Source organism: Tepidimonas sp. HKU78 (genome assembly GCF_049860815.1).
In the GTDB taxonomy this organism is placed as follows: Bacteria; Pseudomonadota; Gammaproteobacteria; order Burkholderiales; family Burkholderiaceae_C; genus Tepidimonas.
Map to the genome: position 1 here is coordinate 2,717,180 of NZ_CP187547.1, position 17,545 is coordinate 2,734,724.

17 protein-coding genes, 1 tRNA gene, 1 pseudogene and 2 riboswitches are annotated in these 17,545 nt (G+C 69.7%); of the genes and pseudogenes, 12 read left to right on the forward strand and 7 right to left on the reverse strand.

Annotated elements, in window-relative coordinates:
- On the forward strand, positions 1-309 hold the full coding sequence (locus ACPYIS_RS13370; RefSeq protein WP_425973700.1) for a hypothetical protein: 309 nt from the start codon (positions 1-3) through the stop codon (positions 307-309).
- A complete protein-coding gene (locus ACPYIS_RS13375; protein ID WP_425973701.1) occupies positions 306-497 on the forward strand; it encodes a helix-turn-helix transcriptional regulator in 192 nt (63 codons plus the stop codon). Before ACPYIS_RS13370 ends, ACPYIS_RS13375 begins: the two co-directional genes overlap by 4 nt.
- A 33-nt stretch (positions 498-530) precedes the next feature.
- Here the strand turns inward: ACPYIS_RS13375 and ACPYIS_RS13380 are convergent, their stop codons facing one another.
- From ACPYIS_RS13380 to ACPYIS_RS13390, 3 genes are all read right to left on the reverse strand, one after another.
- Positions 531-1,538, reverse strand: coding sequence for a tyrosine-type recombinase/integrase (locus ACPYIS_RS13380; protein ID WP_425973703.1), 1,008 nt, complete (start codon positions 1,536-1,538; stop codon positions 531-533).
- Between the two features lie 199 nt (positions 1,539-1,737).
- Positions 1,738-1,824 (reverse strand) — tRNA-Leu (locus ACPYIS_RS13385).
- Between the two features lie 57 nt (positions 1,825-1,881).
- Positions 1,882-2,856 carry a GGDEF domain-containing protein gene (locus ACPYIS_RS13390; protein WP_424858932.1) on the reverse strand — a complete coding sequence of 325 codons (975 nt, stop codon included), beginning with the start codon at positions 2,854-2,856 and terminating at the stop codon, positions 1,882-1,884.
- 234 nt (positions 2,857-3,090) lie between these two features.
- Here ACPYIS_RS13390 and hpnC point away from each other — a divergent pair, with 234 nt between their 5' ends.
- From hpnC to hpnE, 5 genes are read left to right on the forward strand one after another with little or no spacing between them, the layout of a single operon-like run.
- A complete protein-coding gene (gene hpnC / locus ACPYIS_RS13395; RefSeq protein ID WP_425973704.1) occupies positions 3,091-3,972 on the forward strand; it encodes a squalene synthase HpnC in 882 nt (293 codons plus the stop codon).
- Positions 3,969-5,033 carry an efflux RND transporter periplasmic adaptor subunit gene (locus tag ACPYIS_RS13400; RefSeq protein ID WP_424894521.1) on the forward strand — a complete coding sequence of 355 codons (1,065 nt, stop codon included), beginning with the start codon at positions 3,969-3,971 and terminating at the stop codon, positions 5,031-5,033. Before hpnC ends, ACPYIS_RS13400 begins: the two co-directional genes overlap by 4 nt.
- Positions 5,034-5,056: 23 nt before the next feature.
- Entirely contained in the window at positions 5,057-8,191 is a 3,135-nt protein-coding gene (locus ACPYIS_RS13405; protein ID WP_424894520.1) for an efflux RND transporter permease subunit, read from the forward strand.
- Positions 8,188-9,066 (forward strand): presqualene diphosphate synthase HpnD, encoded by an 879-nt coding sequence (hpnD, locus tag ACPYIS_RS13410; RefSeq protein ID WP_424858928.1) that lies wholly within the window; start codon positions 8,188-8,190, stop codon positions 9,064-9,066. Before ACPYIS_RS13405 ends, hpnD begins: the two co-directional genes overlap by 4 nt.
- A complete protein-coding gene (gene hpnE / locus ACPYIS_RS13415) occupies positions 9,063-10,430 on the forward strand; it encodes a hydroxysqualene dehydroxylase HpnE (RefSeq protein ID WP_425973707.1) in 1,368 nt (455 codons plus the stop codon). The genes hpnD and hpnE overlap by 4 nt, the downstream gene beginning before the upstream one ends.
- On the opposite strand, the gene ACPYIS_RS13420 is transcribed toward hpnE, so the two are convergent.
- From ACPYIS_RS13420 to ACPYIS_RS13430, 3 genes and pseudogenes are all read right to left on the reverse strand, one after another.
- Complete coding sequence (locus ACPYIS_RS13420) at positions 10,427-10,642, reverse strand: glutathione S-transferase family protein (protein WP_425974126.1); 216 nt, start codon at positions 10,640-10,642, stop codon at positions 10,427-10,429. The genes hpnE and ACPYIS_RS13420 overlap by 4 nt on opposite strands.
- Before the next feature lie 280 nt (positions 10,643-10,922).
- A pseudogene (locus tag ACPYIS_RS13425) lies at positions 10,923-11,105 on the reverse strand (glutathione S-transferase N-terminal domain-containing protein); the annotation flags it as partial.
- Positions 11,102-11,905, reverse strand: a complete 804-nt coding sequence (locus ACPYIS_RS13430; protein WP_425973708.1) for an HAD family hydrolase — start codon at positions 11,903-11,905, stop codon at positions 11,102-11,104. The pseudogene ACPYIS_RS13425 and the gene ACPYIS_RS13430, both read right to left, overlap by 4 nt.
- A gap of 19 nt (positions 11,906-11,924) precedes the next feature.
- Here ACPYIS_RS13430 and hemH point away from each other — a divergent pair, with 19 nt between their 5' ends.
- From hemH to ACPYIS_RS13445, 3 genes are read left to right on the forward strand one after another with little or no spacing between them, the layout of a single operon-like run.
- The gene (hemH, locus tag ACPYIS_RS13435) at positions 11,925-13,016 is read left to right on the forward strand and encodes a ferrochelatase (RefSeq protein WP_425973710.1); all 1,092 of its coding nucleotides are present in this window, start codon (positions 11,925-11,927) and stop codon (positions 13,014-13,016) included.
- 24 nt (positions 13,017-13,040) lie between these two features.
- Entirely contained in the window at positions 13,041-13,496 is a 456-nt protein-coding gene (locus ACPYIS_RS13440; RefSeq protein ID WP_425973712.1) for an RNA-binding S4 domain-containing protein, read from the forward strand.
- Between the two features lie 42 nt (positions 13,497-13,538).
- Positions 13,539-14,126: a peroxidase-related enzyme gene (locus tag ACPYIS_RS13445; protein WP_425973714.1), complete on the forward strand. Its 588-nt coding sequence runs from the start codon at positions 13,539-13,541 to the stop codon at positions 14,124-14,126.
- On the opposite strand, the gene ACPYIS_RS13450 is transcribed toward ACPYIS_RS13445, so the two are convergent.
- Positions 14,119-14,550 carry an acyl-CoA thioesterase gene (locus ACPYIS_RS13450; RefSeq protein ID WP_299020058.1) on the reverse strand — a complete coding sequence of 144 codons (432 nt, stop codon included), beginning with the start codon at positions 14,548-14,550 and terminating at the stop codon, positions 14,119-14,121. The two genes, ACPYIS_RS13445 and ACPYIS_RS13450, sit on opposite strands and share 8 nt — an antisense overlap.
- 67 nt (positions 14,551-14,617) lie before the next feature.
- Here ACPYIS_RS13450 and ACPYIS_RS13455 point away from each other — a divergent pair, with 67 nt between their 5' ends.
- Positions 14,618-16,303, forward strand: coding sequence for an electron transfer flavoprotein-ubiquinone oxidoreductase (locus tag ACPYIS_RS13455; protein ID WP_425973716.1), 1,686 nt, complete (start codon positions 14,618-14,620; stop codon positions 16,301-16,303).
- 48 nt (positions 16,304-16,351) lie between these two features.
- The gene (locus tag ACPYIS_RS13460) at positions 16,352-17,233 is read left to right on the forward strand and encodes a DUF6671 family protein (protein ID WP_143968732.1); all 882 of its coding nucleotides are present in this window, start codon (positions 16,352-16,354) and stop codon (positions 17,231-17,233) included.
- 65 nt (positions 17,234-17,298) lie between these two features.
- A riboswitch (glycine riboswitch) is annotated at positions 17,299-17,395 on the forward strand.
- Between the two features lie 15 nt (positions 17,396-17,410).
- Positions 17,411-17,545: riboswitch (glycine riboswitch) on the forward strand.

Sequence of the window (17,545 nt, forward strand, 5' to 3'; positions counted from 1 at the left end):
ATGAAGGCAACCGTGATGGGACTGGTGATGCTGGCCGCGGCGGGCGGCGCTTGGGCCTGCGCGCACGAATGCGGCATAGCCGCGGCACCGGACGAGCCTATAGGCCATTACGAACGGCAGGTGCGCGGCGGTGTGCTGTGGCGTGCCGAAGAAGGCAGCGCGATCATTGCCGACACGACCCGGCCAGAGATGTTTTTGGAGCTTGCGGACATGCTAGCCGAGTGCCGCAGCGATGCCGCATGCCAGGGTGTGGTGATCCTTGGCGTGAAGGCCATGCGGCGCGAAGGGGGCAAAGGAGGCGAGCAATGATCGGGGTACGCAAGGTCGGCTATACGCAGATTGCGGACATCCTTGGCGTCAGCCGCACGCATGTCGTCAACCGCATCAGCAAACAGCCGGACTTTCCCAAGCCCATCATTCGCGTGTCGCGCATGACCGTTTGGTGGGATGAGCGGGACATTTGGGAGTGGGCGCGAAAGCGGGCGCAGAAAGGTTAATACCAGCGCGGCCCCGTCACGGGCCGCTTTGTTTCAGAGCCTCGCCGCAATCTCCTCCGCCGACTCGCGGTAGTAGGTGTTGAGCAGCAGGCGCAGATCGCGGTGGCCCGAGATGCGCGCAAGCGTCATGACATCGACCCGGCGCGACAGGCGCGTCAGCGCATCCGCCCGCGCGTCATGGAAGTGCAGGTCACGGATGAGCAGCCGGTCGCGCACTTTGCGAAAGAGCGCATCGCGCGACTGGGGCGAGACGGTGAAGTACGCCTCGCGTCCCTGCTCGCGTGCTGCGGCATCAAGCACAGCCAGCAGCCGCGCGGCCTTGCGCGTGAAGGGCACATGGCGCACGCCAACGCGCTCCACGGTCTTGTGCTCTTCCAGCCGGATGACGCGCCGCTGCAGATCGACCGTGCGGGTGGAAAGGCTGTGCAGCTCGCCCGCACGCATCGCGGTGTGGTGCGCCAGCAGGTACATCCAGGCCACTTCCTGCTGAAGCGTGCGCGGTGGCTGCCCGGTGACGTAGCCCAAGCCTCGCAGCAGGCGGCGCAGCTCGCGCCAGTCGGTGCGGCGCGCCCGTGCGTGGCCCTTGGGCGGCATCGGCAGCTCGCGAAAGGGGTCGATTTCCGTCCAGCCCCAGGCACGGCACTGCTTCCAGAGCGCGCGCACGTCTCCCGCCTCACGCACCACGGAGGCATCGCTGACCGCAGCCCGCCGCTCATCGCGCCAGCGCGCCATGTGCTCGCTGCGAACGTCCGCCACCGGCATCTGCGCCAGCCACGGGCACAGGCGCACGAGAGCCAGCATGCGGCGCCGCTCATACACGCCGCCCCTGCGGTGCGGCACGATTTCCTTGAGGTAGCGGTCAATGGCCTGCGCCACCGTCACGCCGCTGCCGCCCTTGCGCTTGCCGGCCAGGATTTCGGCTTCGACCTGCGCGGCCCAGGCGCTGGCCTGCGCCTTGGTCGGGAACACCTTGGAGGTGCGCACGCCGAGCCGCGCCACTTCGGCGCGCCAGCCCTTTTTGAGCTTGCGGATGGATGCCACCGTATCTCCCCTTGCGTAACACCGTGCGTAAATCGTGCGTAGCGCGATGCTACCCGATGCCGCCAGATGATGCCACTTGCAGCCTCGGCGACCGCTGCGCAGGGGCCGCAAAACGCCGCTAAGCCCTTGTTGGGCAACAAAAAACCCGCCAGCGGCGGGTCGTTGCAGGGGCTTGGTGTTGGATGCGGTTTTCAACCGCTGGTGCGCGGGGGGGGACTCGAACCCCCACGCCATCGCTGGCGTCAGGACCTAAACCTGGTGCGTCTACCAATTTCGCCACCCGCGCACGGCTTCGGGGCCCATCGGCGCCCGGTCGGAACAGGCCGCGATTGTAGCGCCAGGTTCAGAACAACTCGACGTCGCCACCCGCACCGCGATGCGTTTCGGGCTCGCCCGTCTGCACGTCGGTCTCGTAGCCGCGCACCTGGTTGCGCCCCTGCGCCTTGGCCAGATACACCGCACGGTCGGCGCGCTCGAAGGCGTCGGCCGGTGTATCGTGCTCGCGCACAGCGGTGTAGCCGATGCTGACCGTGATACGCCCCACCTGGGGGAAAGGGAAACCCTCGACGTTGCGTCGCAGCCGCTCGAAGGCGCTGGCCGCGGCAGTGGCATCGGCTGCGCGCGCCAGCACGACGAATTCCTCGCCACCGAACCGGTACAGACGGTCATCGTGCCGGAACGTGCTGCGCAGAATGCGCGCGATCAACAGCAACACTTCGTCGCCGATCAGGTGCCCGTAGCGGTCGTTGACCGATTTGAAGTGATCCACATCGATCACGGCCAGCCAATGCGCGCCACCGCTGCCGGGACGCCGCTGCCCGTGCGGCCCATCGGGCGCTTGGGGCGTCACCCGGGTGGCTTTGTAGAAGGCGTCGTCGAACGATTTGCGGTTCAGCAACCCAGTCAGCGTGTCGCGCTCGCTCGATTCGAGCACGTTGATAAAATTTTCGAAAATCCGCGCCATGCCCTCGGCGACCTGTACGCGATGGGGATCGGGCGCGCCGTCGAAATCCGCCTCGATGAGCAAACGCCGGTCGGACTCGGTCAGGATGGGGACCAACAGCCGTGCCGCGCCGTCGTCCGTCAAGAGGCGGGTCTGCCGCGACTGCCAGGCCTGCTCGCGCTGCGGATCGGCATCCACCCGGGGCAAATCCGCCAGCGTCATCCACGCCGGCGACGATTGCGGCACGGGCGCGCCCCGCTCCAGCCGGGCCCGGTTCAACAGCCGGTCACCGTCGGCATCGGGCACCGCCTCCCACAGCGTCACGGCCCGGGCATCGAGCAACGGCCGCATCACCTCCACCAGGGTCGCGTCCATGCTGTCACGATCCCTGCCCCGCGTCAGTCGCGCGAGCTGCTCGAGGTGTTGCAACACTTGGCGCATGGTTCCCTGGAGACTGGCTGCTGTTACTGTTGTACTGGTGAGAGCCGGCGCCGACCGCATGCACTGCTCGAGTGCGCGATAGCGACGCATCGAACGATCGTACCAGTTTCGGGGGCTTTTGAGCCCCCGGAAAAACACCGCGTCATGCGGCTGTGGCAACATCCGACCATGGCGTTTGCTTCGGCCGTCGATCATTATGAAAACTTCCCCGTCGCCTCGTTGCTGTGCCCGCCGCAGTGGCGTGAAGCGGTCGTGGCCATCTACCGCGTGGCTCGCTGGGCCGACGATGTGGCGGATGAGGGCGACGCCCCGCCCGCCGAACGGCTGGCCCAGTTGGCGGCGCTGCGGGACCTGTTGCAGCGCCTTTGGAGCGACGACGACACCGTCACGCGCCAAGCGGACTGGGCGCCCATGCTGGTACCGCTGCAAGCGGCCCGCCAACGCCACGGCCTGCCATTGGCACCCTTCCTGGATTTGCTCGACGCGTTCGAGCAGGACGTGCGCTGGACCGCCGACGGCCGCCGCTACCGCGACGACGCCGAGCTGCTGGACTACTGCCGCCGTTCCGCCAACCCGGTCGGGCGCTTGATGCTGCACCTGGCGGGTGTGCAGACCCCCACGGCACTGGCGCACAGCGACGCCATCTGCACCGGGCTGCAACTGGTCAATCTGTGGCAAGACTTGGGGCAGGATCGCGCCCGCGGGCGCTGGTATGTGCCCGATGCGTGGCTGAGGCACGCCGGCCTCGACCCCCACCGCCCCCTGGCCGACTGGACCGATGCCGAGCTGACCCCTGTCGTGCAGCGAGGTTGTCGGTTGGCGCTGCACCATTTGCGCGCCGGTTGGTCTTTGCCGCTCGCCATCGGCGGGCGCTTCGGCTGGGAATTGCGCCTCGTGCTGCAGGGCGCGTTGCGGGTGGCGCAGCATATCCAGGCGCTCGGCTGGCGCACGCTGCACCAACGCCCCACCCTGCGCGCAACCGAACTGCCGCTGCTCGTGTGGCGCGCGTGGCATCATCGTCACCCTTCGATTTCTGCCCTTTGCGCATGACACGCCGCCCCCTATCCGCCTTGTGGCTGTTGCTGGCCCTGGCCATCCCTCAGGTGCATGGAGCGCCCCCCGCCTCCTCCGCTCCCAACGGCCCGGCGGCGGCGCTGAGCGTGCGCGCGCAGCCGCTGGCCGAGGTGGCGGTCTATCCGACGCGCAGCGTCAGCGCCCAGGTAGCACCACGCAACGAAGCGCGCATCGCGGCCGAGGTGGGTGGCGTGCTGCAGCGCTGGGACGCCGATGTGGGCACGCGCGTGCGCGCCGGGCAGGTGCTGGCGCGGCTCGACGAGACCGACCTGGCGCTGGCCGTGGAGCGCGCGCGCGCCGCTCGCGATGCGGCACAGGCGCGCCTGGCGTTGGCCCAGGCTCAGCTGGCACGCGCGCGCCAACTGCAGGCGCAGGGTTTTTTGTCGCCCGAGGCGCTGACCCTGCGCGAAACCGAACTCACGGTGCAGCAAGCCGACCTGGCACAGACGGAAGCCGCGCTGCGCAGCGCCGAGCGTCAGCGGGCCAAAGCCGTGGTGCGCGCGCCCTTTGCCGGTACCATCACCCAACGGCTGGCCCAGCAAGGCGAGACGGTGGCCGCGGGCACCCCACTGTTCGTGCTGGCCCAAACGGAGGGCAGCGAGTTGCACGCGGCGCTGCCCCCCGCCGACGCGCAGACACTGCAGCGCGTGCGGGAGCTGGTCTTCGAAGCCGAATCCGGCGCGCAGCGGCGCGCGCAAGTGCTGCGCGTGGTCGATGCCGTCTCGGCCGGCACGCGGCTGCAGACGGTGCGCCTGCGCCTGCTGGGCGAACCCTTGCCGCCGGGCACCCCGGGCCTGCTGCGCTGGCAGACCAGCGACCCCCACGTGCCTGCCACGCTGTTGGTGCAGCGCGAGGGGCGGCTGGGCGTCTTCGTGGCCGAGGGCGAGGGCGCGGCAGCACGCGCGCGCTTCGTGCCGCTGGCACAAGCGCAAGAGGGACGGCCTGCACCCGCCCAGGGCCTGCCGACGTCGGCGCGCCTCATTACCCAGGGGCAGCAGGCGTTGCGCGATGGCCAACCCATCACGGTCGGCCCCTGAGGCACGCCCCCCGGAGATGGTCCATGCGGCTGCTGCGCGCCCTCATCACCAACCACCCCCTGGCCAACATCGCGTTCGCGGTCGTCATGCTCCTGGGCCTGCTGGCCTATATGCAAATGCCGCGCGAGCGCGACCCGGAGATCAACTTCAACTGGGTCAACGTCACCACGGTGCTGCCCGGTGCCAGTGCCGAGGAGGTCGAGCGGCTGGTCACCAACCCGCTGGAGGATGCCATCCAGGGCGTGGCCGACATTCGGTTCGTCAGCTCCAGCTCGCGCGAGAATGTCTCCAGTCTGCTGGTGCGCTTTGGCGACATCGACGAGCGTACCTTCGACAAGCGCATGAACGACCTGCGGCGCGAGATCCAAAACAAAGCCAGCGCCGAGCTGCCGGACGAGGCGCGCGAGCCACGCGTTCTCGAGATTTCCACCTCCAACGGCTTTCCCACCGCCATCATGCGGCTAACCGGGCCGGCCGACGATGAGGTGCTGCGGCGCGAGGGACGGCGCATCCGCCAAGCCCTGGAGCGGCTGCGCGGCGTCGACCAGGTGTTCGCCTCGGGGCTGCGCGACCCGGAGCTGCTGGTGCGCCCCGATCCGGCGGCGCTGGCGGCGCGCGGGCTGACGGCCGCTGACGTGGCAGACGCGCTGCGCGCCCACTGGCGCGACACCGCGGCGGGCACACTCGCCACGCGGCAAGGCGTGTGGACGATCGCGGTCAGCGGCGTCGAGCTCGACCCGGAACGCCTGGCGCAACTGACCGTGACGTCCACCGTGCGGCCCGGTGCGTTCGCCCGCTTGGGCGACGTGGCCCAAGTAACGTGGGCGCGCGCCAAACCGTCGCAGCTGGCGTCGATGGACGGGCAGCCTGCGATCTCGCTGGCGTTGACCAAAAAAGCCCGCGTCAACACCTTGAGGCTGCTCGACGATGTGCGCGCCTTCATCGAGCGCGAAAACGCCGTGCTGGCCACCCAGGGGCTGCAGCTAACGCTGACCGATGACCAGACCATCCCCACGCGCGAGGCGATCGACGTCATGCAAACCAACGCGCTCTATGGCGTCGTCTTGGTGCTGGCGGTCTGTTGGGTGTTTTTGGGCTGGCGCATCGGCGTGCTGGTCGCGCTCGGCATCCCGTTCTCGCTGTTGGGCACATTTGCCGTCTTGCAGGGGATGGACTACACCCTCAATATCTCCGTATTGCTGGGCGTGGTGATCGCGCTGGGTATGCTGGTGGACGACGCCGTGGTGGTGGTGGAGGCGATCTACTACCGCATCGAGCGCGGACAGGCCGCGCTGCCGGCCTGCCTGGACGGCATTGCCGAGGTGTGGAAACCCGTGTTGGCCTCGGTGGCGACGACGCTGGCCGCGTTTTTGCCCCTGATGCTGATGCCGGGGATCGTCGGCAAATTCATGTTCATCATCCCGTTCGTGGTGACGCTGGCGTTGCTGATCTCGCTCGTCGAGGCGTTTTGGATGATGCCGGTACACGTGGCCATGATGAAGGTGCGGCTGGACCAGCCGGGGCGCGTGCAACGCTGGCGCAACCGCTTCAACCGCGCGCTGCGCCTGCGCTACGGGCAGGCGCTGGTGGTGGTTCTGCGTCGGCCCTGGACCTTTTTGGGGCTGGGCGCGCTGGTGGTGGCGGGTGCCGCGGCGCTGCTGGCCACCGGCGTGGTGCGCGTGCAGTTTTTCGCCTTCGACCCGATCCGGGCGTTCTACGTCAACGTCGACATGCCCGCCAGCGCCTCACTGGAAGAAACGCTGGCCGAGACCGAGCGGGTGGAGCAAGTGGTGCGCCGCCACCTGCGCGGCGTGGGCGACGCCGCGCAGGGGCACGAAGCGCGCGCCGTCACCTCGACCGCGGGGCTGAAGTTCACCCAGACCGAACCGGTATACGGTGACGCCTACGGGCAGGTGTTCGTTTCGCTCAATCCACGCACGCCGGGCGCACGCGAGGTGCAAGAGGTGGTGGAGGCGATGCGGCGCGAGGTCGAAACGCTGCCCGGCCCCGGGCGCAAGAGCTTCACGCTGCTGTCGGGCGGGCCGCCGGCGGGCAAGCCCATCAGCGTCAAAGTGCGCGGCGACGACTTCGACCAGATCCAAGCCGCCGCCGACGCCTTGAAGGCCGTCATTGCCACCCTGCCCGGCACGCGCGACATCCAGGACGACAACATACCCGGGCGCGGCATGCTGCGCCTGACGCTCCAACCCGAGGCGCTGCGCGAGCTGGGCATCGGGCCCGCGCAGGCCACACGGCTGGTGCGGCTGGCGGTCGACGGCGAGGTGGTGGCCTTCACGCGCGAGGCGGGCGACAAGATCGAGCTGCGCGTGCGCCAGCGCCTGCTCGACGCACCACCGCCGGACCCCTCGGCGCTGTTGGCCACGCCGGTGACGCTGCCCAACGGCCAGGTGACGCAACTCGGGGCGCTGGTGCAGGCGGAACTCCAGCCCACGCGCGGCTTCATTCGCCACCACAACCTGCGCCGCGCCATCACGGTCGAGGCCGATCTCGACAAGGCCGTGCTCGACACCACCGAGGCCAACCGCCGCATCCAGGCCGCATGGGACACGCTGCGACTGCAGCACCCTGGCGTCGATCTGGACTTTTCGGGCGAGCTGGAAGACATCAACGAAAGCCTGGCCGCCATGCAGCAACTGTTCTTGCTCGGCGTCGGGTTGATCTACCTGATCCTGGCCGCCCAGTTTCGCAGCTACGGCCAGCCGCTGATGATCCTGGTCACGGTGCCGTTGGCCTTCGCCGGGGTGGCCATTGGCCTGGCCATCACGCGCCACCCGTTGTCGCTGTACACGCTGTACGGGGTCATCGCGCTCACCGGCATCGCGGTCAACTCGGCCATCGTGCTCATCGACGCCGCCAACGACCGGCTGCGCCAGGGACTGGGGTTGATGCACGCCATCGTCTGGGCGGCGCGGCGGCGCGTGGTGCCCATCCTCATCACCAGCACCACCACCATCGGTGGGCTCGTGTCGCTCGCGTTCGGGCTGGGGGGGCAAAGTCTGCTGTGGGGCCCAGTGGCCTCGGCCATCGTGTGGGGGTTGCTGGTCTCGACGGCGCTGACGCTGTTCATGGTGCCGTTGCTGTACGGCCTGTTCATGCGTCCGGTGGCTGCGCGCTGGGCGCGGGAGGCGGCGACATGACGCCCGAGCGGCTGGCGCAGGCCCAGGCCTATGCCCAGGAGCGCGCGGCGGCGTCGGGCAGCAGCTTTTATTACGCTTTTTTGTTTTTGCCCGCGCCGCGACGCGCCGCCATCACCGCGTTCTACGCCTTTTGCCGCGAGATCGACGACATCGTCGATGAAGTGCACGACCCCGCCGTGGCACAAGCCAAGTTGGCCTGGTGGCGCGAGCAGGTGCGGCGCACCTTCGCCGGTCAGACACCGGAACATCCGGCGCTCGTGGCCCTGCAGCCACACATCCAGCCCTACGGCCTGCACGTCGAGCCGCTGCTGCAGGTCATCGAGGGGTGCGAGTGGGACCTGCAGCAAAGCCGCTATCTGGACTTTGCGCAGCTACAGCGCTACTGCCACCTGGTCGCGGGCGTCGTCGGCGAGGTCGCGGCGCGCATATTTGGCCAGACCCAACCCGCCACCACCGACTACGCACATCGGCTGGGGCTGGCGTTTCAGCTCACCAACATCATCCGCGACGTGGGCGAAGACGCGCTGCGTGGTCGGCTGTACCTGCCCATTGCCGAGCTGCAGCGCTTCGACGTCAAGGCGCACGAGATCCTGCGCCGCGGTGTCGGGGCCAGCCCCGACTTTGCGTCACGCTTCGGCGCCCTAATGCGCTTTCAGATCGAGCGCGCGCTGGCCATCTATGAGGAGGCGATCGCACTGCTGCCGGCCCCCGACCGGCGTGCACAAAAACCAGGCTTGATGATGGCCAGCATCTACCGCACGCTACTGGACGAGATCGCCCAAGACCCGATGCTGGTGCTGACGCAACGCGTGGCGCTGACGCCGCTGCGCAAATTCTGGCTGGCCTGGAAGGTGCAGGCCCTGGGGCGGCTGTGACGCGAACGGTGGCCGTCGTGGGCGGCGGCTGGGCCGGCTTGGCCGCCGCCATCGCCGCGCAGGATGCTGGCTGGCACGTGACGTTGCTGGAGGCGTCCCCCTACTGGGGTGGCCGCGCGCGTACCGTGCCCGTGTTGGACGAGGCCGGCACGACATGGCCGCTGGACAACGGACAACACATCCTGATCGGCGCCTACACCGCCACGCTGGGCCTGATGCGACGCCTGGGCGTGCCGCTGGCCCAGACACTGCAGCGCCTGCCGCTGACCCTGCGCTACCCCGATGGCATGGGCCTGGTGCCGCCTGCTTGGGGCCCGCGCCTGCCACCCCGCTTGGCGCCGTTGGCGCTGGGCGCGGCCCTGCTGCGCGCACGTCCCTGGCCATGGCGGGCGCGGCTGGCGGCACTGCGCGCCCTGGCGGGGTGGCTGCGCCCCGTGGATGCCCGCAGCCCCGACACCCCGGTGGCCAACCTTTGCGCAGGGCTCCCAGATCCGGTGGTGCGCGACCTGATCGAGCCCCTGTGCGTCGCGGCGCTCAATACCCCCATCGAGCGGGCCAGCGCCTGGGTTTTCCGGCGCGTGCTGCGCGATGCGCTGCTGGGGCCTGCCCCCGCCCCCTGGGCGCCGAGCGACCTGTTGCTGCCCCGCGCCGACCTGGGCCAAGTGCTGCCCGAACCGGCCACCGCCACTCTGCGCGCGGGCGGTGCCGTGCTGCGCACCGGCGCGCGGGTGGTGGGGCTGCAACGTGCGGCTGGCGTTGGCTGGCGGCTGCAGCTGGCCAGTGGCGATACGCTGCAGACCCAGGCCGTGGTGCTGGCCTGCCCGGTCGCGGCCACGGCCCGCCTGCTGGCCGCGTCTGGCCTGGACGCCGAGCCGACTGTCGCCGCCTGGTGCGCCACGGCAGCCGCCCTGCACCACCAACCCATCGCCACGGTCTACCTGCGCCCACCCCCGGACTGGCATTGGCCGGCGGCCGAGCCCATGCTCGCGCTGCACACCCACCCGGTCACCGCCCCCGCGCAATTCGTGTTTTGGCGCCGGCCGCTGGCCAACAGCGCACCGGTTCTCGCACTGGTGGCCAGCGCCCCGGCGCCAGCGCTGGCCACCGATCGCAGCGCGCTCTTGCGCGCCGTGCAAGAGCAATTGCAGCGCCAGCTGGGGCTAGACGGCTGTACGCTGCTTGCGACGGTGGTGGAAAAACGCGCCACCTTCGCCTGCACCCCCGGCCTGCGACGCCCCGGCATGCACGTGGCACCCGGCCTGCTGGCCGCGGGCGACGCCATCGACGGCCCCTACCCCGCGACCCTGGAGGGTGCGGTGCGCAGCGGGCTGGCCGCTGCCGCCGCGCTGTCAGCGCGCGCCTAGCCGGCGGCGCTGCTTTTTTGCGCCGCCTCTTTCTCTTTGAGCGCCCGATACGCCGGGCGTGCATGGCAGCGTTGCAGCCACTCGTGCACATGGGGGAAGGCATGCATCAGCTCGGGCGACGAACGCACCCAGTTGGCCACGCTGGCCACACACACGTCCGCCACCGTAAAGCGCTCCGCCGCCAGATGGGGCCAGCCACGTTGCGCCTGCACCTGCAAGTGCGCCTCTCTCTAGTACGGCCAGCGGCCCGCGCACGCGCTGCTCCGCGGCGGCCAGCCGGTCGGCGTCGCGCCGCTCGGGGGGCAGTCCGCGCCGGTGCATCAGCACGGTCAGTGCGTCGGCCTCCAACTCGGTCATGGCCCAGAAGGCCCAGCGCAGCGCCTCGGCATCCTCCGCCGGCGAGGCGGGCGCCAGGTCACTGCCGTCCCCGCGGCCGTGGTGGCGCGCCAAGTAGAGCGCGCACGCCATCGACTCCCATACCACCACGCGCCCCTCGGGCCGCTCGTCGATCAGCACGGGGATGTGGCCGTTGGGGTTGAGTGCCAAAAATTCCGGCGTGCGCGTCGCACCCCCTTGGTAGGGCGTGGGAATGTGCTGATAGTCGATGCCCAATTCCTGCGCCACCCATAGCGGGCGCACGGCGCGAGAGGCGAATATGCCATGGATCGTGATCATGTCGAGCCTTTCCAGAGGGAGTTGACAGGGACGACCGAGCGCACGGACGCCAGCCCCAAGGCCTCGCACAACGCCGCCAGGTGGGGCACCTGCAGGTGGGGGCGCTCGTGCGGCGCCGCGGGTTCTGCCACTGCGGGCGTGGGGCCATGGGGCGGGGCAGCGAGCGCTGCGTGCCACTCACGCCCGGCGCGATCGACCCACGCTGCCTGCATGCCTGCACGCAGCGCGCCCAGCACGTCGTGATGGACATCGTCGCCCACGTGCAGCACATGCTCGGGCGCCACACCGACCAGGGCGGCGGCGGCGCGAAAAATTCGCGCGTCGGGCTTGGCCACCCCCGCCTCGCGCGCGCCCAGCCGGGCATGGAACCATTGGCCGATGCCGATGCGCTGCACATCGGCATTGCCGTTGGACAGCGCGACCACCGGATAGCGCGCGGCCAGCGCCTCCAGCGCCGGGCGCACATCCTCGAACAGCGTCACGCGCTGCCGTTCGGCAAAAAACACCTCGAACGCCGGCTCGGCCAGCGCGGGATCGTCGCCCGCCCGGCGCAGGGCGGCACGGATTGCCTCGCGGCGCAAAAAGCTCAGGTCGTGGCGGTGCTGGGAGTGTTGCCGCTCGACCTCGGCGCGAATGGCGCGCCGCATCGCCGGATCGTGCAACAAGGCAGCCGTCGCCGGCGCATGCGCGTGCAACCATTGCTGCAGCACCGCTTCGGCGCGCTCGATCGTGGGCCATACCGGCCACAGGGTGTCGTCCAGATCGAGGGTGATCGCGCGCACGCGTGCAGGGTCGAACATGTCTGCGCGAGAATACCGCATGACCATGCGCACCGAGCCCCCCTACACCCATGGCCAGGCGGCCCACACCGGTATCCTCTGGGTCAACCTGGGCACCCCGGAGGCGCCCACACCGGCCGCGCTGCGGCGCTACCTGGCCGAATTTCTGAGCGACCCGCGCGTGGTGGAGATCCCACGCCCCATCTGGTGGCCGATCCTGCACGGCATCATCCTCAACGTGCGGCCGCGCCAATCCGCCGCCAAATACGCCACCATCTGGACGCCGGAGGGCTCGCCGCTCAAAGTCTGGACCGAACGCCAGGCCAAATACCTGCAAGGCATGCTAGGAGAACGCGGCCACCGCGTCCAGGTGTGCTGGGCCATGCGCTACGGCCAACCCGCCGTGCGGCGCGAGCTCGACGCGCTCAAGGCCGCGGGCTGCAAGCGCATCCTCATCCTGCCCGCCTACCCCCAGTACTGCGCGGCGACCACCGCCAGCGTGTTCGACGAAGTCTATGCCTGGGCGGGCCGCTTGCGCTGGGTACCGGAGCTGCGCTTCGTCAACCACTACCACGACGACGCGGGCTACATCGCCGCACTGGCCGAGCGGGTGCGCGCGCACTGGGCCCACGCGGGCCAGCCCGAGCGCTTGGTGATGAGTTTTCACGGCATGCCTGCGCGCACACTGCAGCGCGGCGACCCCTACCACTGCGAATGCCATAAGACGGGCCGCCTGCTGGCCGAGGCGCTGGGCCTGTCGCGCGACCAATACGTGATGACATTCCAGTCGCGCTTCGGCCGCGCCAAGTGGCTCGAGCCCTACACCGAACCCACGCTGGTGGCGCTGGCGCGCCAGGGCGTACGGCGGGTGGACGTGATCTGCCCGGGGTTTACCGGCGACTGCATCGAGACGTTGGAAGAAATCGACCAGGAGGCGCGCGAGGCGTTCCTGGCCGCGGGCGGCCAGACCTTTCACTACATCCCGTGCCTCAACGACGACCCGACGTGGCTGCGCGCGCTGGCCGACATCGCCGAGCGCCACTTGGCAGGCTGGCCCACGACGGTGCCGCCGTCGGACGCCGAACGCGCGGCCAGCCGCGAGCGGGCACTGGCGCTGGGAGCGGTGCAGTGACCGGTCAGGGGTGAGGAGCACGCCATGGCCCGCCACTCTCCGCCCACGCCAGACGACACCCCCGGCCGCGTGCGCCTGGACAAGTGGCTGTGGGCGGCGCGCTTTTACAAGACGCGCGCACTGGCCGCCGAGATGATCGAACGCGGCCGTGTGCTCGTCAACGGGGCGCCCGCCAAGGCCAGCCGCGAACCCCGGCCGGGTGACGTCATTCGACTGCGCACTGGCGACGTGGAGCGCACGGTGGTCGTGCGCGCGCTTTCCGCCGTGCGCGGCCCGGCGAGCCAGGCCATGCTGCTGTACGAGGAAACGCCCGAATCCATCGCCGCGCGCGAACGCCACGCCGAGCTGCGCCGCCTGGCCCCGGAGCCGGCGGCCACGCTGACCCAAGGCCGCCCCACCAAACGCGACCGGCGACGCTTCGACGCGCTGCGCACACCGCCGGCGTGGAACGCACGCTGGAGCGCCTCGCTGGACGAGTGAGCGCCCCATCCCCCTCGACCCATGGCCACACAGGAGCCCCGCATGAACCCCCGCTATCCACTGCCCGAGCTGACCGATCTGCCCGACGACATCCGCCAGCGCATCCTCGACGTGCAGGCCAAAGCCGGCTTCGTGCCGAACGTGTTTCTGATGCTGGCGCGCCGGCCGGCGGAGTGGCGCGCCTTTTTCGCCTACCACGACGCGCTGATGATGCCGGAGACGGTCGGGCGCCCCTCCAACCTGACCAAGGGTGAGCGCGAGATGATCGTCGTGGCCACCAGCGCCGCCAACCAGTGCCTCTACTGCGTGGTGGCGCACGGCGCCATCCTGCGCATCTACGAGAAAAGGCCGCTGGTGGCCGACCAAGTGGCGGTCAACTACCGCAAGGCGGACATCTCGCCGCGCCAGCGCGCGATCCTGGACTTCGCGATGAAGGTGTGCCAGCGCTCGCACGAGGTCGAGGAGGCCGACTTCGCCGCGCTGCATGCGCACGGCCTGAACGACGAGGACATTTGGGACATCGCGGCCATCACCGCCTTCTTCGGCCTGTCGAATCGCATGGCGTCCTTCAGCGGCATGCAGCCCAACGACGAGTTTTATTTGCTCGGCCGCCTGCCCAAGGTCAAGTGACGCCCTCGGCCAGCCGCTGGCGCAGCGCAGCGGGCAATGGCACCGAGCGCTGCGCCGGAAAATCCACCCACACCACCGTCGCGCCCCCGTTGGCATAGACGGTATCGCCGCCATCCGTGCGCAGCAGCTCGTGGAACATGTCGAACGAGCGCTGACCTAGCGCGCCCACATAACTGCGCACGATCACGTCGCCCGGGTACTCGAGCTGCCGCCAAAAATTGCAGAACGCGTTGGCGATCACTGGCCCGCAGCCGCGCGGGTTGGCGGGCATACCCCACTCGCCCATCCATTGCAGCCGGGCGCTTTCCATGTAGCGAAAGTACACGGTGTTGTTGACGTGCCCCATGGCATCCATGTCCCCCCAACGGATGGGAATCGTCATGGTGTGCACGAGGCGCTTGTCGGTCGGCAGGTCGATGCGCATGGGCGGTGGTCCATCTTGTCGGTGACTTGACAGCGATGGTAAGGCCATCGCCACTACAATGCAGCGCATGAAAACCCCGGCGCATTTGATCGAGCAGTTTGGCCCGCGCGAGGCCATGGAATACGACGTCGTCATCGTCGGCGCGGGCCCGGCAGGGCTGGCCACGGCCATCCGGCTCAAACAACTCGCCGCCCAAAAAGGCGTCGACGTCAGCGTCTGCGTGCTGGAAAAAGGCTCCGAGCCCGGCGCGCACATCCTGTCGGGGGCGGTCATGGACCCGCGCGCCATCACCGAGCTCTTGCCCGACTGGAAGGAGCGCGGCGCGCCGCTGAACCAGCCCGTCACCGGTGACGAGGTGCTGTTCCTGGAAGAAGGCAGCGCCATGCGCACGCCGCACTGGCTACTGCCCGAGTGCTTTCACAACGATGGCAACTACGTCATCAGCCTGGGTGCCGTCACCAAATGGCTGGGCGAGCAGGCCGAGGCGCTGGGCGTGGAGATCTTCCCCGGCTTCACCGCCGCCGAGGTGCTGTTCGATGACAACGGCGCGGTCAAGGGCGTGGCCACCGGCCACATGGGCTTGGGCAAGGACGGGCAGCCGACCGACGCCTTTCAGCTCGGCATGGAGCTGCGCGCCAAGTACACCGTCTTCGCCGAGGGGGCGCGCGGGCACCTGGGCAAGGAGTTGATCGCGCGCTTCCGGCTCGACGAGGGCAAGGACCCGCAAACCTACGGCATCGGCATCAAAGAGCTGTGGGAAATCCCACCTGAAAAAGCCAAGCCCGGGCTGGTGGTGCACACCGCCGGTTGGCCGCTGGACGAACACACCTACGGCGGCGGGTTTCTGTACCACCTCGAGGGCAACAAGGTCACGCTCGGCTTCGTCGTCGGGCTGGACTATCAGAACCCGTGGCTGAGCCCCTTCGAGGAGATGCAGCGCTGGAAGACCCACCCGGCGATCCGCGCCCATCTGGAGGGCGGCAAGCGCATCGGCTACGGCGCGCGCGCCATCACCGCCGGCGGGCTGCTGAGCCTGCCCAAGACCATCTTCCCCGGCGGGGCGCTGGTCGGCTGCGACGCGGGCTACCTCAACGCCGCGCGCATCAAGGGCAGCCACGCCGCCATCAAGACCGGCATGCTGTGCGCCGAGGCGGCCTTCGAAGCGCTGCGCGCCGGCCGCGCGCACGACGAGCTGACGGCCTACCCGGCCGCGTTCGAGCGGAGCTGGCTCTACGAGGAGCTGCACCGCGCGCGCAACTTCAAGACCTGGTTCAAGAAGGGCAACACGATCGGCGCGCTGATGACCGGCATCGAGCACTGGCTGCTGCCGCGCCTGGGCATCAAGAGCCCGCCGTGGACGGTGCACCGCCACACGCCCGACCACGCGCGCCTGCACGCCGCCAGCCAGGTCGAGCCGATCCGCTACCCCAAGCCGGACGGCGTGCTGACCTTCGACCGGCTCTCCAGCGTCTTCCTCTCCAACACCAACCACGAGGAAAACCAGCCCGCGCACCTGACGCTGAAGGACGCCTCGGTGCCGGTGGCGGTCAACCTCGCCGTTTACGGCGGGCCGGAGGGCCGCTACTGCCCCGCCGGCGTCTATGAGTTCGTCGAAAAAGCCGACGGCCCCCAGCTCGTCATCAACGCGCAGAACTGCGTGCACTGCAAAACCTGCGACATCAAGGATCCGACGCAGAACATCGTCTGGGTCACGCCCGAAGGCGGCGGCGGGCCCAACTACGCGGGCATGTGACGCCGCCGCAGCGGTGACCGCCTCGGGCCGCCGAGCGCGGCCTCTCGCATGGATTCGACCCCAACGTCCCCTGCTCCGGGCACCTACGCCGCGCACTGCCGCGGCCGGCGCGTGGCCCTGCTGACCCAGCACGGCAAGGAGGCGCTGCTCGGCCCGCCGCTGCAGGCCCTGCTGGGCTGCACCGTGCAGCGGGTGGACGGTTTTGACACCGACACGCTGGGCACCTTCACCCGCGACGTCGAACGCGCCGGCACCCAAATCGAGGCCGCGCGGCGCAAAGCGCGCATCGGCATGCAACTGAGTGGCCTGCCCCTGGGACTGGCCAGCGAGGGGGCGTTCGGTCCGGATCCGTTCACGGGTCTGTTGCATTGGGACATCGAGCTGGTGGTCTGGATCGACGACGAACGCGGGCTGGAAGTCGTCGGCATGGCCCAGGGGCCGGCGCGCAGCGCGCATGCAACGGTGCGCGACTGGGCCGAGCTGGAGGCCTTTGCCGCGCGGGCCGGGTTCCCCGGTCACCAGCTGGTCATCCGGCCGGAACACGCGGACCACCCCGATGTAGCCAAGGGCCTGGGCGACCCCAACGCCCTGCGCCGTGCCTTCGAAGACGCGCGCGCACGCGCCGCCAACGGCCAGGTCTTCGTGGAAAACGACCTGCGCGCCCACACCAACCCCACGCGCCAAGCGCTCATCCGGCAAGCGGGGCTGGATCTGGCCCGGCGGCTGACCTCCGACTGCCCGGCGTGCGGACGGCCCGGCTACTGGATCACGGCGCAGGTGCCCGGCCTGCCGTGCGCCCGCTGCGGCCTGCCCACGCGCGAGCCGCTGCGCCAGCGCTGGAGCTGCGCCGGCTGCGGCCACAGCGAGGAGCGCCTCCGCCCCGGCCCCGACCGCGCCGACCCGAGCCGCTGCGACCACTGCAACCCTTGAGCCAGCGCGCTTTGCGGTCCGCACCCCGATGCCCGCGCGCGAACGCGAGCGGCTACAATCCGCGCCATCAGGAGAGAGCCAGCCCGGACACCCCCACGGGTTCCGCCCAGCGGCCGCCGAAGGCGCAGGCCCCCGCCGAACGCTCAGGCAAAAGGACTGATGCAGCACCCCGCGGGGTGCTTGCCTGCTGGAGAGAGGCGTCGCCGCCGGCCCCGCGCCCGGCGCCGTCCACCGAAGGAGCAAGCGGGCCCACCACCGCACGGGCGGCATCGGCGCGTGAATCTCTCAGGTAAAGCGGACAGCAGGTGTGCC